At 70.6% G+C, this 15,474-nt stretch carries 14 protein-coding genes and 1 pseudogene; 12 read left to right on the top strand and 3 right to left on the bottom strand.

All coding sequences use genetic code 11. The features are described from left to right. The first annotated feature begins 47 nt into the window (after window positions 1-47). Window positions 48-1,550, top strand: coding sequence for a sugar transferase (locus AC30CM_RS11430; RefSeq protein ID WP_490116985.1), 1,503 nt, complete (start codon window positions 48-50; stop codon window positions 1,548-1,550). A 202-nt stretch (window positions 1,551-1,752) separates the two neighbouring features. On the opposite strand, the gene AC30CM_RS11425 is transcribed toward AC30CM_RS11430, so the two are convergent. Next, entirely contained in the window at window positions 1,753-3,183 is a 1,431-nt protein-coding gene (locus tag AC30CM_RS11425) for an O-antigen ligase family protein (protein ID WP_490116984.1), read from the bottom strand. Window positions 3,184-3,346: 163 nt separating this feature from the next. Here AC30CM_RS11425 and AC30CM_RS11420 point away from each other — a divergent pair, with 163 nt between their 5' ends. Genes AC30CM_RS11420 through AC30CM_RS11400 form a run of 5 tightly spaced genes read left to right on the top strand, consistent with a single transcriptional unit; the run spans window position 3,347 to window position 7,837 of the window. After that, window positions 3,347-4,021 (top strand): YveK family protein, encoded by a 675-nt coding sequence (locus AC30CM_RS11420; RefSeq protein ID WP_490116983.1) that lies wholly within the window; start codon window positions 3,347-3,349, stop codon window positions 4,019-4,021. Beyond that, window positions 4,021-5,238, top strand: a complete 1,218-nt coding sequence (locus tag AC30CM_RS11415; protein ID WP_490116982.1) for a lipase family protein — start codon at window positions 4,021-4,023, stop codon at window positions 5,236-5,238. Before AC30CM_RS11420 ends, AC30CM_RS11415 begins: the two co-directional genes overlap by 1 nt. An 8-nt stretch (window positions 5,239-5,246) precedes the next feature. Next, window positions 5,247-6,482, top strand: coding sequence for a lipase family protein (locus tag AC30CM_RS11410; RefSeq protein ID WP_490116981.1), 1,236 nt, complete (start codon window positions 5,247-5,249; stop codon window positions 6,480-6,482). Further along, a complete protein-coding gene (locus tag AC30CM_RS11405) occupies window positions 6,472-7,299 on the top strand; it encodes a biotin--[acetyl-CoA-carboxylase] ligase (protein ID WP_490116980.1) in 828 nt (275 codons plus the stop codon). The genes AC30CM_RS11410 and AC30CM_RS11405 overlap by 11 nt, the downstream gene beginning before the upstream one ends. A gap of 19 nt (window positions 7,300-7,318) precedes the next feature. Then, complete coding sequence (locus AC30CM_RS11400) at window positions 7,319-7,837, top strand: PH domain-containing protein (RefSeq protein WP_490116979.1); 519 nt, start codon at window positions 7,319-7,321, stop codon at window positions 7,835-7,837. Here the strand turns inward: AC30CM_RS11400 and AC30CM_RS11395 are convergent. Beyond that, on the bottom strand, window positions 7,792-8,487 hold the full coding sequence (locus AC30CM_RS11395; protein ID WP_490116978.1) for a GtrA family protein: 696 nt from the start codon (window positions 8,485-8,487) through the stop codon (window positions 7,792-7,794). The genes AC30CM_RS11400 and AC30CM_RS11395 overlap by 46 nt on opposite strands. A gap of 118 nt (window positions 8,488-8,605) precedes the next feature. Here AC30CM_RS11395 and AC30CM_RS11390 point away from each other — a divergent pair, with 118 nt between their 5' ends. The 6 genes from AC30CM_RS11390 (at window position 8,606) to AC30CM_RS11365 (ending at window position 15,283) form a co-directional block, all read left to right on the top strand. Continuing rightward, window positions 8,606-9,799 (top strand): 5-(carboxyamino)imidazole ribonucleotide synthase, encoded by a 1,194-nt coding sequence (locus AC30CM_RS11390; RefSeq protein WP_490117054.1) that lies wholly within the window; start codon window positions 8,606-8,608, stop codon window positions 9,797-9,799. After that, a complete protein-coding gene (purE, locus tag AC30CM_RS11385) occupies window positions 9,777-10,337 on the top strand; it encodes a 5-(carboxyamino)imidazole ribonucleotide mutase (RefSeq protein ID WP_490116977.1) in 561 nt (186 codons plus the stop codon). Before AC30CM_RS11390 ends, purE begins: the two co-directional genes overlap by 23 nt. A gap of 11 nt (window positions 10,338-10,348) precedes the next feature. Continuing rightward, window positions 10,349-11,173: a class I SAM-dependent methyltransferase gene (locus AC30CM_RS11380; protein ID WP_490116976.1), complete on the top strand. Its 825-nt coding sequence runs from the start codon at window positions 10,349-10,351 to the stop codon at window positions 11,171-11,173. A 74-nt stretch (window positions 11,174-11,247) separates the two neighbouring features. Further along, entirely contained in the window at window positions 11,248-12,411 is a 1,164-nt protein-coding gene (locus AC30CM_RS11375; RefSeq protein ID WP_490116975.1) for an acyl-CoA dehydrogenase, read from the top strand. 110 nt (window positions 12,412-12,521) lie between these two features. Further along, entirely contained in the window at window positions 12,522-14,120 is a 1,599-nt protein-coding gene (locus AC30CM_RS11370; protein ID WP_490116974.1) for an alpha/beta hydrolase, read from the top strand. A gap of 86 nt (window positions 14,121-14,206) precedes the next feature. Then, a complete protein-coding gene (locus AC30CM_RS11365; RefSeq protein ID WP_490116973.1) occupies window positions 14,207-15,283 on the top strand; it encodes a cellulase family glycosylhydrolase in 1,077 nt (358 codons plus the stop codon). Here the strand turns inward: AC30CM_RS11365 and AC30CM_RS11360 are convergent. Then, window positions 15,267-15,474 (bottom strand): annotated as a pseudogene (locus AC30CM_RS11360) (TIGR03089 family protein); the annotation flags it as partial. The gene AC30CM_RS11365 and the pseudogene AC30CM_RS11360 overlap by 17 nt on opposite strands.

Genomic DNA, 15,474 nt, shown 5'->3' with positions numbered 1-15,474 from the left:
AAGCCTCACGTCGGATAGCTCGCAGCAAACTAGGAGGGCAGGGAGCAGTGAGTCTGGCTGAAGAGGTCATCGCCCCCGCCAGGGCCACGCGAGGCGCGTTCGGCACGGCCGGAGGGCCGGCCGGCGGACCGCAGTGGCAGCAGCGCTACGTGCGCGCGTTGGTCGTCACCGACGTCATCGTCGTCGTGCTCGCCATGGCGGCCGCGCAAACGATCAAGCTCGGCTACTCGATCACGGCGCTCGATCCGCTGCAGATCTACTTCTCGATCCTGTCGGTGTTCGTCGCGGGCATCTGGTTGGCGCTGCTGTCGGCGTACCGCACCCGCTCGCCGCGCATCGTCGGCGCCGGCGTCGAGGAGTACCGCCGCGTGGTGTCCGCCTCGCTGGCCACCATCGGCGTCGTCGCCGTCCTCCTCATGATCTTCCGGCCGGAGTACGCCCGCGGATACCTCGCGGTGGCGTTCCCCCTCGGGCTCGCCGGTCTCGTCCTCAGCCGCAACCTGTGGCGCCACTATCTCGCCCACGAGCGGCGGCGCGGCCGCTGCGTGCAGCAGGTGCTGGCCGTCGGTGACGCGCGCGCCGTCCGCAGCCTGGTCCAGTCACTGACGCGGGGATGGGGCTACGGCTACGCCGTCATCGGTGTCTGCCTCACCGACCGCGACGCCGGACAGACCCTCGAGGTTCCCGGCGTCGGCACCCTGCCCGTCCTCGGCGACGAGGGCCGCGTTCACGACGCCATCCTCAAGGCCAACGCCGACACCGTCGCGCTGACCACCACCGACCACCTGGGTCCCGAGGGCGTGCGCGAACTGTCCTGGGATCTGCACAAGTTGGGTGTCGACCTCGTGGTCACGCCAGGCGTCGTCGACGTGGCGGGTCCGCGGCTGACCATCCGGCCGGTGGCGGGGCTGCCGCTGATCCACGTGGAGAAGCCCCAGTACAGCGGCACCAAGAAGGTGCAGAAGCTGGCGTTCGACTACCTGGTCTCGACCACCGCGCTGCTGTTCACCCTGCCGGTCATGCTGGCCGCCGCCGTCGCCATCAAGCTCACCAGCCGCGGCCCGGTGTTCTACCGTTCGGAGCGCATCGGCCTCGAGGGCCAGCCGTTCCAGATGATCAAGTTCCGCACCATGGTCGACGGTGCCGACAAGCAGGTGGTCGACCTCCTCGACGTCAACGAGAGCGAGGGTGGGGTGCTGTTCAAGATGAAGAACGACCCGCGCGTCACCCCCGTCGGCCGGCTGCTGCGCAAGTACAGCATCGACGAGCTGCCGCAGTTCCTCAACGTGCTGCGTCGTGACATGAGCGTCGTCGGCCCGCGTCCGCCGCTGCGTCGCGAGGTCGACACCTACAACGACCAGGTGCGTCGTCGGCTGCTGGTGCTGCCGGGCATCACCGGGCTGTGGCAGGTCAGCGGCCGTTCCGACCTGTCGTGGGAGGACTCGGTACGCCTGGACCTGTCCTACGTCGAGAATTGGTCCATCACCAACGACCTGCTGATCGCCGCCAAGACCGTGCGCACCATCGCCTCGGGCTCCGGAGCGTACTGACTCCGCTCCGGTCCGACCATCACGCCGCACGCCCCTCGGAATCCGAGGGGCGTGTTGCGTCGTCTACGCCGAGGGCGCTCCAGAGGGCGCTGGCCGGGGAGCCTCAGCGGTGGTCGACGCGTCACCGTTCCTCGACGATTCCCGTCGGTGAACCCCACGCGCAGGCGCGCCGTTACCTGAGGCCACCCACCTCAGGGCGAAGTCACCTCGTCAGGGCGAAGTCGCCGGGGGAGGAACCGAAGCCGGCGGACGTGGCCTGGGCGGCCTGGGTGTTCCGTTGACGCCGCAAGCGGTCGACGTACACCAGGAACGCCAGGTAGATGGAGTAGGTGAGCGCGCCCTGCGGGGTTCCGGCCAGCGGGTGGTCGAGCTGCATCTGGACGACGCACAGCCCGATGAACACCGCGCCGAACGCGGCGAGCGGGAACGACTGCTGCCGCACGGCGCGGTAGGCCAGCACGCAGCCGATGACCACCACCGCCATGAACGGCAGGAACGCCAGCAGACCACCGCGGTACAGCGTGACCAGGGGAGCGTTGGACGGGAAGTTGAACACGAACGAGTACGCGGGGTCGATGAACTCGCGACGCGCCCACCCCACCCCGGCGAACCAGTGGCCGGACATCCGCTCGGGGAACACGCGCAACGCGTCGACGCGGGCATCGGCACCCGTGTCACCCGCGCCGAACGACGTGAGCAGGCGGCGCCGTACCGGCTCGAACGCCAGCGCGGTGACCGCGGCGGCGGTCAGGAGCGCGATCAGGGACACCCGGGCGCGGGCGGCCATCGGGTGGAACACGATGAGCAGCAGCACGCCGGCCACGATCGTGAACATCGACGCGCGGCTGAGGGTCAGCACCAGTGCGGCGGTGATCACCAGCGCCAGCACTACCCGGCGCCACCCGGTGAACAGCAGCGCCGTCAGCGCCAAGGCCAGCGCCAGGTTCAGCCCCGCGCCGTTGGGCTCCACCCACGTGCCGCCCAGACGGCGCGAGGTGGGGGCGGCGTCGCCGGCGTAGGCCACGAACGCCGTCGTGTACTGCGGCAGGTAGCCGAACACCTTGAAGATGCCCAGCGTCTTGTTGCCGGGGTCCAAGAACAGCAGGAAGATGCCGTACGCACCGTTGACGGCCGCCACCACGGCGAAGATCCTGCCGAACCTCGCGAGGTCCGACGGCGCGAGTCGCGCCAGTGCCAGCATGACCAGCGTGGCGATGCCCCAGCGCACGTAGAGCGAGACGTCGGGCAGCGTGAGGCTGGCGATCGCCATCGCCACGCCGGATCCCAGGAACAGGACGAGCACCCCGACCTCGAGGGGATGCATGGACGTGGCGAACCGCGGATGGAAGAACGCGGCGACGATGGCGCCGAACGCCAGCGGCAGGTAGATGGGGAGCGAGATCCCGGGGATGCGACCGAACGCCAGGCCCGCCATGATCGCGGCGAGGCCCCAGAAGTACCAGAGGGGATGACGCAGGCCGACGTAGATGCCGACGACGAGGCCGATCACGCCCACCACGGCAAACAGTCCGATCCGACCGTAGGCGGTGCCGAGCCACACGGCGCCCAGGATCACCACGACGCCAACGACGGTGATCAGGGAATTGCGGATCACCTCGGCGCGGCTGTTCACGCCCTCATCGTGTCAGGCCGATGAGCTAAGCTCAACCGAGCGGTTCCGGCCGTGTCGTGTCGAGCGGCTGGACGTCGCCGCCGGCCGTTAGCCTGGACCCTGCCCGAGCCACCTGGCCGCATCCATCCGGAGCCGGTCCGCGACCGTCGTTAGGGGACGACCGATGAAGGCGCCCGCCGATGCCCCTCGCGTAGGCGACTACCTCTTGATCGTGGCGCGCGGCTGGGTCGTGGTGGTGGTGGCGACGGCGCTGTCGGTGGGAGTCGGTTGGCTGGCGTGGCAGTTCGGCGAGCGCGACTACACCTCCAGCAGCAAGGTCATGATCACCACACCGACCGGTGCGACGACGTTCGACGCGTTCTACGGGCTGCTGAACTCGCGCAGCCGCATCACGACGTACGAGACGCTGGTGCACGGCAACCAGGTCACGTCCCGCACCATCCAGCAGCTGGGTCTCACCGACACCCCGGACGAGCTCGCGGGCCGGGTCGTCATCCCGCCGTCGTCGAGCCCGGTGCTCGACGTGATGGTCCGCGGCAAGGATCCGGCGCAGACCCAGGCCATCGCGCAGGCGGTGACCGACAACCTGATCGCGCTGTCGGGCCAAATGGCGAAGGTCGACACGGCGGCCACCGGCTTGGTGCAGGTGGACCCCGCGGGCCCGGCGCAGCGAGTCGGATCGGCGACGCAGAGCATGACCGTCGCCGGTGGCCTCGGGCTGCTGCTCTCGGTGGTGTTCGTCATCGGCTCCGCGCTGCTGCGTGGCCGCGTACTGGGCCGTCGCCAGCTGGCCCGCGTCGTCGAGCAGGCCGGTCACACCGAGGCCGCTCCCGCCTGATGCGTCGTCCCTGGGTGATCGGCATCGCCGCAGTCGCCGTGCTCGTGCTGGTGGTCGTCGGCGTCGTGGTGGTCCGGCACGTCGAGGCCACCCGTGCTGCGACGGCCGCGCCCGTGCCCGTTCAGGGGGCCGACCTGTCGGGCGAGGGACCGGGCTCCCTGGTCAGCGCCATGTCGATGCCGGGATTCGCCGCGACGTCCGCGGGCTCCATGATGCGGGCGGCCCGCGTGACGTACCGCTCGACCGAGGGCGACACCGGCGCGCCGACGGTGGTGACGGGGACGGTGTTCGTCCCGCACGGCACCGCACCCGCGGGCGGTTGGCCGGTGATCTCCTTCGGACATGGCACCACGGGCATCGACGAGCCGTGCGCGCCGTCGCTGTCGGACACCCTTCTCGGTCAGGCCGAGACCATCGCCGGGTACACGCACGCGGGCTACGCCGTGGCGATGGCCGACTATCAGGGCCTGGGGGCGCCCGGCGTGCACCCGTACACCGATGCCCGCACGGCCGGGCTGAACATGATCGACGCCGTGCGCGCACTGCGACGGGCGTTCCCCGACGTCTCCGGCAGGTGGGCCGCCGTCGGCGGTTCACAGGGTGGCGGTGCGGCGTGGGCGGCCGACGAGCAGGCGGCGTCCTACGCTTCAGACCTCGAGCTGGTGGGCGCGGTGGCCTACGTGCCCGCCGCCGACGTCAGCGGCATCCTGGACAAGGCCGTGGCAGGCACGATGGGCAGCGATCAGCAGCTCGCCTTCGTGGCGATCGTCGAGTCGCTGGCGCGGCTGCACCCCGATCTGAACCGTGACGACTACCGGCGCGGGTCGGCGGCGGCGAACTGGGACGTGCTCGCGGCGTGTTCGGGTCCGCGGATCGGCGAACGCGGCACGCTGGCAGCCCAGCTGACCCCCGCCGACACGATGCCCGCGAATGCCCAGGCCGCGGCCCGGCTGCGGCAGTTCCTGCAGCAATGGGCACTGCCGCAGAAGCCGCTGTCGGCGCCGCTGTCGGTGGTCTACGCCGGGCGCGACGAGTTCATCGACGCCGCGTTCACCACGGCGGCCATCGCGCGGGCGTGCGCGCTCGGGGGCAACGTGACGTGGGATCTGCAGCCGGACCGGACCCACGGCACCGTCGACGTCGCGAGTCGAATCGCCTGGCTCGCCGACAGATTCGCGGGAACCCCCGCGGTCGACGAATGCCCGTCGCTAGCGTAGGGGCCGTCGTGTCGAAACGAATCCTGGCCATCGCGGCCGCCGCCGTGCTCGTCCTGGTGCAGCTCGTGGTCCTGGTGACCGTGCTGCCGTTCCTGCCGCTCGTCGGCGCGTTCGTCTACGACCAGGTGGCGCCCGGCCCCGCACCGCTGCGCACCATCGCCGACGCCGACCTGTCCGGCACCGGGCCGGGTTCGTTGCTCGAGGCCACCACGATGCCCATGGTGCAACGCAGGTGGGAGGCCAGGGGGCTGCGCGCGGCGCGGGTGGTCTACCGCTCGACCTCCGGTGACGACGGCGCATCGACGACGGTGTCGGGGTCGGTGTTCGTGCCCGACGGCCCGGCGCCGCAGGACGGCTGGCCCGTGGTGACGTTCGGACACGGCACGCTGGGCATCGACGGCGCGTGCGGGCCGTCGCTGTCACCGGACCTGTTCGCGCAGTTGCGCTACGTCGACGTGCTGACCCATCTCGGATACGCCGTGGCACTGGCCGACTACCAGGGGTTGGGCGTCAAGGGCGTGCACCCGTACCTGGATTCGCACACCGCAGGCCTCAACATGATCGACGCGGTGCGCGCATTGCGGCACACGTTCCCCGACGTCTCGGCACGGTGGGTCGCGGTCGGCGACTCCCAGGGCGGTGGCGCGGCGTGGGCGGCCAACGAGCGCGCCCGCGGGTACGCCCCCGAGTTGACGTTCCTCGGCGCGTTCGCGGCGTCGCCGGGTCCCGACATGGTGGGACTGGTGGACAAGGCGGTCGACGGTACCCTCACCTCCGACCAGCGGGCGGTGTTGCAGTCGGCCATCGAGTCGTTGGCCCGGCTGCATCCCGACCTGAATCGCGACGACTACCGCCAGCGCGGGGCGGCCGCCTACTGGAATGCGCTGACGCCGTCGTGCACCGCGGAGTCGGTGCGGCGCCGCGACGACGCGTTGAAGAACGTGGGGCCCAAGGACTTCGCTCCCGCCTCCGATGCGGCGGCGGCCCGGCTGCGCGCGTTGCTGACGCAGTGGGCGCTGCCGCAGCAGCCGCTGTCGGGGCCGCTCTACGTCTGGTACGGCGGCAAGGATCCGTTCATCGACGCCGCATGGACCACTGCGGCCATCCGACGCGCCTGCGCCATGGGCGGTGTCGTGACCATCGACTACGTTCCCGATGGCGGGCACAACCCGCCGAATGCGGAGGAGCTGGTGAGGTGGATGGCCGACAGGTTCGCGGGAAGGCCCGCCGAGAATGACTGCTGAGCGCACGCCCATCGACGAGGCCGCGCTGCGCGCACGCATCCTGGGCAGCGGGTCGCCGTGGCGCCGGATCGACGTGGTGGCCGAAACCGGTTCGACGAACGCCGATCTGGTGGCCAGGGCCGCCCGCGGTGACGCCATCGGCGGCGACGTGCTGGTGGCCGAGTATCAGACGGCGGGCCGGGGCAGGCAGGGCCGGTCGTGGGCAGATGCCAGGGGTGCGGCCGTCGCGGTGTCGGTCGGCGTCGACGGGTCGCGGGTGCCTGCCGAGCAGTGGGGCTGGCTGACGCTGGCCACGGGGGTGGCGGTGGTCGACACGGTGGCCGCCCTCGGTGGCCCCTCCGCCGGGGTGGGCCTGAAGTGGCCGAACGACGTGCTGGCCGACGGCCGCAAGCTGGCGGGGATCTTGGCCGAGGTGGCGGTGCCGCTGCGCGAGATCGTGGTGGGCGTCGGGATCAACGTGACGCTGCGCGACAGCGAGGTCGACGCGCCGGAGGCCACGTCCCTGGCGATGCTCGGCGTGCCGCGCACGGGTCGCACGGAGGTCGTCGCGGCGCTGCTGGAGCAGCTGGGTCGGCGCGTCGGCCAATGGCAGGACGCCGGGCAGGACGCCGCGGCGCGCGCCGACCTGATCCGGGACTACCGGGCGCGCAGCCTGACGCTGGGCGCACGGGTGCGCGCGATCCTGCCCGACGGCAACGAGATCGTGGGCGTGGCGGTCGACGTCGACGGGGCGGGGCGGCTGTGCATCCAGGACGCCGGCTCCGACGTGCACGTGGTGGCCGCCGGCGACGTCAAGCACCTGCGTCCGGCGTCCTGACGCCCTACTCTGCACGGTCATGGGATATCCGGACAACGTGTTGGCGGCCGACGAGCGCGTCGTGCTGCACCGGCATCCGCATTGGAAGCGCCTGCTGGGCCCGGTGCTGGTGTTGCTGCTCAGCACCGCCGTGGCGGCGTTCGGCGCGGCGGTGGTCGATCACACGTCATGGGACGGCGGCGCCAAGAACATCGTGATGATCGTCATCGGGGCGGTGTGGGTCATCGCCGTGGGCTGGCTGGTGCTGTGGCCGTTCCTCAACTGGCGGACCACGCACTTCGTGATCACGGATCGGCGGGTGATGTTTCGTCACGGGTTGCTGACGCGTTCGGGCATCGACATTCCGCTGGCCCGGATCAACAGCGTGGAGTTCCGTCACGGTCTGGTGGATCGGATGATGCGCACGGGGACGCTGATCATCGAGTCAGCGGCACAGGATCCGCTCGAGTTCACCGACATTCCGCGGGTTGAGCAGGTGCATTCCCTGCTCTATCACGAGGTCTTCGACACCCTGGGGTCCGACGAGTCGCCCAGCTGACGGGCGCGCCGGCGGCGGCGCAGCGGCGTCACCGTGCCGTCGTCGGCGGCGGGAGCGTGGGCGGCGTCCCGATGAGCCCCCCGGTGGGCCTCGTAGTCGTCTTCGAGCACCTCGGCGATGCCGCCCGCGGTGATCGTCGCCTCGATGGCCTTGTCGGAGTCGCGCGCGATCTCGTCGGGGAACACCCAGCGCCGGAACGCCCAGAACCGGAACGCCATCTGCAGCAGGTTGCCGATGATGTAGGCGGAGACGAAGTCGGCGATGTTCTCGACGGTCAGCGACACCTCGGGAACGCGCAGGCCGAGCATGTAGCTGGAGATCCACAGCGGGGCCATGCTCAGCAGGACGCCGACGCCGCTGACGCCGAAGAACAGCAGGGCCTCGTGGTGGCGTTCGCGTCCGCCGCGGTCCCGGAAGCTCCACTCCCGATTGAGGATGTAGGAGGCGATGACCGCGACGATGCCCGCGATGATCTTGGCGGTGACGGGCTTGGGCTCGAGGATCGTGAGCTTGAGGGTGAAGAAGATCGCCGAGTCGATGACGAACGTGGTGGCGCCGACGATGGCGAACTTGATCAGTTCGTGGTGCCGTTCGGCCACGGGCCGGACTGCGCGGGGTAGACGCGCAATGGTGGCATCAGCGAAAGACACAAGGAGCGAGTGTACGTAAACCATGCAGCATACGCGTACCCGTGCAGGTCGTAGTGGGTCTGGAGGCTCGTCGCGGACGTGACACGATGGCACCGTGAGCGCACCACCCGTAGTGGCCATGATCGGCGGCGGACAGCTGGCCCGCATGACCCATCAGGCCGCCATCGAACTCGGTCAGACGCTGCGCGTGCTGGCCACGACGGCCGACGAGCCGGCCGCCCAGGTGACCCCCGACGTCGTGCTGGGGGCGCACACCGACATCGACGCGTTGCGCCGTGCCGCCGAGGGGGCCGCGGTGTTGACGTTCGATCACGAGCACGTGCCCACGGCCTTGCTCGACGCGTTGGTCGCCGACGGCGTCAACGTCGCACCGCCGCCCGCGGCGCTGGTGCATGCGCAGGACAAGCTGGTGATGCGTAGGCGGCTGGCCGCCCTCGGAGCCCCGATCCCGCGGTTCGCGCACGTCACGGCCGTCGAGGACGTCGACGCGTTCGTGGCCGAGATCGGTGGGCCGGTGGTGCTCAAGACGGCGCGGGGCGGTTACGACGGCAAGGGCGTGACGCTGGCGGCCGATCTCGCCGAGGCGCGGGCGGCGGCGCAGGCGTATCTGGCGGGCGGCGCCGAGGTGCTCATCGAGGAGCGCGTCGACATGAAGCGCGAGCTGTCGGCGCTGGTGGCGCGGTCACCGTTCGGGCAGGGGGCGGCGTGGCCCGTCGTGCACACGGTGCAGCGTGACGGCGTGTGCGTGGAGGTCATCGCGCCCGCGCCGGGTCTCGGCGACGAGTTGGGGGTGGCGGCCGAGCGGCTGGGCTTGCGCCTGGCGCACGAGTTGGGGGTGGTGGGCGTGTTGGCCGTCGAGCTGTTCGAGACCCATTCGGGCGAGCTGCTGGTCAACGAGTTGGCCATGCGGCCGCACAACTCCGGTCACTGGACCCAGGACGGCGCGGGGACCAGTCAGTTCGAACAGCACCTGCGCGCGGTGCTGGACTATCCGCTGGGGTCCACCGGGCCCATCGCGCCGGTGACGGTGATGGCGAACGTGCTGGGGGGCGCGCAGACGCCCGCGATGAGCATGGACGAGCGCCTGCACCACCTGTTCGGCAGGATCCCCGAGGCGCGTGTGCACCTGTACGGCAAGGGGGAGCGGCCGGGCCGCAAGATCGGGCACGTCAACGTGTTGGGCGCGCCCGGCGGATCGCTGGAGGACGAGGGGTACGTCGCCGCGGTCCGTGAGCGGGCGGTGCGGGCAGCACACTGGTTGGCGAACGCCGAGTGGACGGACGGGTGGAATGGGCACGACCGAGACGAGTAGTGACACCGAGACGGGCAGTGACGCCGGACGTGACGCCCTGGCGCCGCGTGTCGGCGTCATCATGGGCAGTGACAGTGACTGGAACGTCATGGAGGACGCGGTCACGGCGCTGGTCGAGTTCGAGGTGCCCTTCGAGGTGGGCGTGGTGTCGGCACACCGCACCCCGGGTCGCATGCTGGACTACGCCAGGACGGCGGGCGATCGGGGCATCGAGGTGATCATCGCCGGTGCTGGCGGGGCCGCGCACCTGCCCGGCATGGTGGCGGCGGCGACGCCGCTGCCGGTGATCGGGGTGCCGGTGCCGTTGGCCCGTCTCGACGGTCTGGATTCGCTGTTGTCGATCGTGCAGATGCCGGCGGGCGTGCCGGTGGCGACGGTGTCGATCGGCGGTGCGCGCAACGCGGGGCTGCTCGCGGTGCGCATCCTCGGCGCGGCCGATCGCGGGTTGCGGGACCGCATGGAACGGTTCCAAGGCGAACTCGAATCGCTGGTGTTGCAGAAGGATGCGGCGCTGCGGGATCGGCTGCTCGGCAAGTAAGCTGCCAACCGATGAAGCGCTCTTTCGAGATGTACCGCAAAGTCGGCTACCGGTTCGTCACCGGCTTCCTGGAGCCGGGCAACCTGCCGGTCCTCGAGATCCTCGACACCGCTCAGCGGGCCCGCGGGGTCACCGGCGCCGTCGCCGAGATCGGCGTGCACCACGGCCGGCTGTTCATTCCGCTGCACCTGTTGCAGCGCGGTGCCGGGACGTCGGTGGCCATCGACCTGTTCGGCGACCAGGAACTGAACATCGACAAGTCCGGCAGCGGCGATCTGCAGAAGTTCACCGACAACGTGGCGCTGTGGTCGTCGATGGACGGCGTGGTGATCCATCAGGGTGACTCCACCAAACTGACGCCGGAGACGTTGCGGGACAAGGCGGGTGGGCCCATCCGCTTCTTCAGCGTCGACGGTGGCCACACCGCGGAGATCGTGTTCAGCGACATGCGCCTGGCCGATGCGACGCTGGCCGACGGCGGCATCGTCATCGCCGACGACGTGTTCAACCAGCAGTGGCCGGGCGTGGTGGTGGGCACGCTGCGCTACCTCGACGAGGACGCGGGCCTGGTGCCGTTCGCGGTGGGCTTCAACAAGACGCTGTTCACCCAACCCGAGTACGCGGACTACTACCGCGGCGAACTGGCCGCGGGGGTGGCGGCGAACGCGTGGTTGCAGTCGGAGGAGACGGTGTTCGCCGGGCATCCGGTGGTGTACGTCGCGCCGATGACGGCGGTGGACCTGCTGCGCAAGAGTGAGACCGCGCGCACGATCTATCACCGCACGTACAAGGAGATGGTGCGCGGACTCAACCTGGTTTCGGGTAAGCGTCGTTAACCGAAATCGGGGGTCCGTGTCGGCCGCCCCGCGTCCGTGGGTAAAGTTACCGACGAGTAGCGAGGAGTCAGCCCATGTCGATCGGTAACCCGTCGTTTGACGTTTTCCAGCTGTCGGAAGAGCACCGCGAATTGCGTTCGGTGCTACGGGATCTCTGCGAGAAGGAGATCAAGCCGCACGCCGCCGACGTCGACGAGAACGCGCGCTACACCACCGAGGCGCTCGAGGCGCTGAACTCGTCGGGGTTCTCGGCCATCCACATCCCCGAGGAGTACGGCGGCCAGGGTGGCGACTCGGTCGCGGCGTGCATCGTCATCGAAGAGGTGGCCCGGGTCTGCGCGTCGTCGTCGTTGATCCCCATCTGCAACAAGCTCGGCACCATGGGCATGCTGCTGCGCGGCTCCGAGGAGCTGAAGAAGCAGGTGCTGCCCTCGATCGGCGGCGGCCAGGCCACGGCGTCGTACGCGCTGTCCGAGCGCGAGGCCGGCAGCGACGCCGCGGCCATGCGCACCCGGGCCCGCAAGGACGGCGACGGGTGGGTGCTCAACGGCAGCAAGTGCTGGATCTCCAACGGCGGGCACTCGCAGTGGTACACCGTGATGGCCGTGACCGATCCGGACAAGGGCGCCAACGGCATCTCGGCGTTCGTCGTCCACGAGAACGACGAGGGCTTCACCGTGGGGCCCAAGGAACGCAAGATGGGCATCAAGGGTTCGCCGACCACGGACCTCTACTTCGAGGATTGCCGCATCCCCGGGGACCGCATCATCGGTGACGAGGGCACGGGCTTCAAGACCGCGTTGGCGACGCTGGATCACACCCGCCCGACCATCGGTGCCCAGGCGGTGGGCATCGCGCAGGGTGCGCTGGAGGCCGCGATCGCCTACACCAAGGAGCGCAAGCAGTTCGGCAAGTCGATCAGCGACTTCCAGAACACCCAGTTCATGCTGGCCGACATGGCGATGAAGGTCGAGGCCGCACGGTTGATGGTGTACTCGGCGGCCGCGCGCGCCGAGCGCATGGAGCCGGACCTCGGGTTCATCTCGTCGGCGTCGAAGTGCTTCGCCTCCGACGTGGCCATGGAGGTCACCACCAACGCCGTGCAGCTCTTCGGCGGGTACGGCTACACCGTGGACTTCCCGGTGGAGCGGTTCATGCGCGACGCCAAGATCACCCAGATCTACGAGGGCACCAACCAGATTCAGCGCGTCGTGATGTCGCGCGCGCTGCTGAAGTAGTCGCACGGAGCTCGTCAATTGACGCGGTGGCCTAATATCATCGCGTGCTCCGGGATGCCCTGCTGACGTCGTCTCGCACCGGGGTCGTCCCGCGGCGCCCACTACTTGCGATGGCTGCCGTCGCGATGCTGGCGGTGGGCTGCGGCAGCTCCGCCCCGTCGGCCGACGACGACGCACCGGTCCAGGAGCCGGCGCCGTCGACCCAGGTGGCCGACACGCCGAAGGCCGCCCCGCCGGCGGATCTGACGGGCTACCTGGATCAGCAGATCGACTGGCAGCAGTGCGAGGAACGCGACGACGCGGACTGCGGGTCCATCGAGGTGCCGGTGGACTACGCGCATCCCGGTGCGGCGGCCATCACCATGCCGCTGATCCGACTGCGGGCCATCGACCAGGACCACCGGATCGGCGCGCTCACGACCAATCCGGGCGGCCCCGGCGAGTCCGGCTACGACCTGGTACTCGCCGCCGACGACGATCCGGGTCTGGCCAAACTGCTGCAGCGCTACGACCTGGTGGGCTGGGACCCGCGCGGCGTGGGGCGCACCGAGGGCGTCCGGTGCCTGTCGGACGCCGACATGGACGCCTACCTGGCCACCGACTTCTCGCCGACCGACGACGCGGGCCGCGCGCGGGTGGCCGACGCGCAGCTGGCGTATGCCAGGGGCTGCCAGGCCAACGCCGGTGAGCTGCTGCCGTTCGTCGGGTCGGAGTTCGTCGCCCGCGACATGGACCTGCTGCGGTCGGCGCTGGGCGAGGAGAAGCTGAACTACGTCGGCTTCTCCGACGGCACGCTGCTGGGCCAGCTGTACGCGCAGCAGTTCCCCGATCGGGTGGGACGCATGGTGCTCGACTCGGTCGAGGACCCCTCCGGCGACGGTGGCTCGCGGACCTACCAGGAGGATTCCGACGACGACCCCGATCCGGGCACGCCCGGCGACCTGGAGGCGGCCGACGCCCAGGTGGACTCCATCCTGTCGGGATGTGCGGCGCAGCCGCAGTGCCCGCTGGGTGCCGATCCCGCGGGTGCGCAGCGGCGCCTCGACGACCTGCTCGCGCGGGTGCGCGCGACGCCGATCCCCCTGCCCGACGGCCGGGTGCTCGGGGAGAACCTGTTGCTGATCGGCGTGTTCCAGGCGACCTACGACGAGGACAGCTGGGCGACGCTCACCGACGGCATCGCCGAAGCCCTCGCCGGCGACGGTACGAAGATCGCCGGGCTCGCCGACGAATACGTCGGCCGTGGTGCCGACGGGCACTACGACCACAAGCAGGACGCCTTCTGGTCGGTGGTGTGCATGAAGGGCGATCCGGCGGAGTTCGCGCCGACCCCCGATCCGGGCCTGCTCGCGCGGATCGGCCGGGCGGCCGACCGGGCGCGGGCGACGTCGCCGCTGTTCGGTGAGAACAACACCTACAGCGGGTCGCTGTGCAGCTTCTGGCAGGTGCCGCCGTCACTGGACCCGCAGGCCATCGAGGTGACCGGCGCGCCGCCCATCCTGCTGGTGAACAACGTGGGCGACGTCGCGACGGACGTCGACGGCGCCCGCCGGGTGGCGCGGTCGCTGCGCGGCTCGGTGCTGGTCGAGAACGACCGCGCCGATCACATCGCCTTCGGCAAGGGATCGGACTGCGTCGACGACATCGTGGTGCGGTTCCTGTTCGACGGGGTGCTGCCGCCGGCGGGAACCACCTGCGGGCGTCCGTAGCGAACGTGTACGGGGCGGTGCCGCGTGGGAGCGCCGGGGCTGACATGATCTGACGTGTGACATGCGTCTCGCTCCGCGGTGGCGCGATGCTCGTCGCACTGGTGCTGCTGCTCGTCGGGTGCGGGGCACCCGCGCCGACCCCGGCGCCCCCGTCGGCCGCCGTCGCGCCGGTGCGTCTCGAGGAGGCGCCCACCACGGTCGGGTTCGCCGACTCCGATCTGGTGGACCTGCCGGTGAACCGGCTGCACCGGGCCGTGGGGCTGATGCGCGCGACGGGGGTCCGCTCGGTGCGGATCCTGATGCCGTGGGCGGGCGTCGAGCACACCCGGGGGCACTACGACTGGCTGCTGCTCGACCGGGTGGTGGACGCCGCGGCGGCGAGCGGCATGTCGGTGGTGGCCACGCTGAACTCGACGCCGCAGTGGGCGGCGGTCCCCGGGACGCCGCCGCTGGCGGGGCGGCCGACCAACCCGGCGGACTTCGCGGCGTTCGCCGGTGCGGCGGCCCAGCGTTATCGCGGACGGATCGCGGCCTACGAGGTGTGGAACGAGCCCAACGCGGCGATGTTCTTCGCTCCTGGGCCGGATGCCGGCCAGTTCGCCGCGCTGCTGAAGGCGGCCTACCCGGCGATCAAGGCGGCCGATCCGGCGGTGACGGTGGTCAGCGGCGGTCTGGGGGCCATCGTCGACCACGAGGGCGTCACCCTCGACGCGGTGAAGTTCGTCGACGCCATGTACGCCGCGGGTGCCGGCGGGGCGTTCGACGCGCTGGCCTACCACCCCTACCAATATCGAATGCCGTTCTCGGCGGCGGGTTTTCACCCCGATGCGCCCATCAACCAGGTGGCCGGCATCCGCGCGGTGATGCTGGCCAACGGCGACGGCGCCAAGAAGATCTGGGCCACCGAGTACGGCGTGCCCACCTCGGAGGTGGGGGAGGCCCAGCAGGCCGCGATGGTCGACGACATGTTGACGGCGTGGCGCACGCTGCCCTACGCCGGGCCGGTCTACCTCTACACGATGCGCGACCGCAGGACCGGCAGCGTCGACGCCGAGGACACGTTCGGGGCGTTCCGTTCCGACGGCACGCCCAAACCCGTCGTCGACGTGATCACCGCGCACGCGCGCAAGACCGGCCTCGCGGCGATCAGAGGTCCGCGGTGATCTTCTCGGTCTGCCGCCGACGCTGCTGCGCGGCGGGGTCGGGATTGGCCACCTGTACCAGTGCGGCGCCCGCGGCGAGCACCGCGAGCAGACCGTCGATCACCGCGTCGGCGTCGGTCCAGTCGCGCGTCGACGCCACCCGGTCGCCCGCGGCGAGGCCCCGCGCGGTCGCGGCGGTCGCGGCGGCGGCC

The organism is Mycobacterium sp. DHQP2018-32-09, from assembly GCF_058148405.1.
The sequence above is the reverse complement of the archived record's forward strand: the minus strand, read 5'-3'. Positions and strand labels throughout refer to the sequence as shown.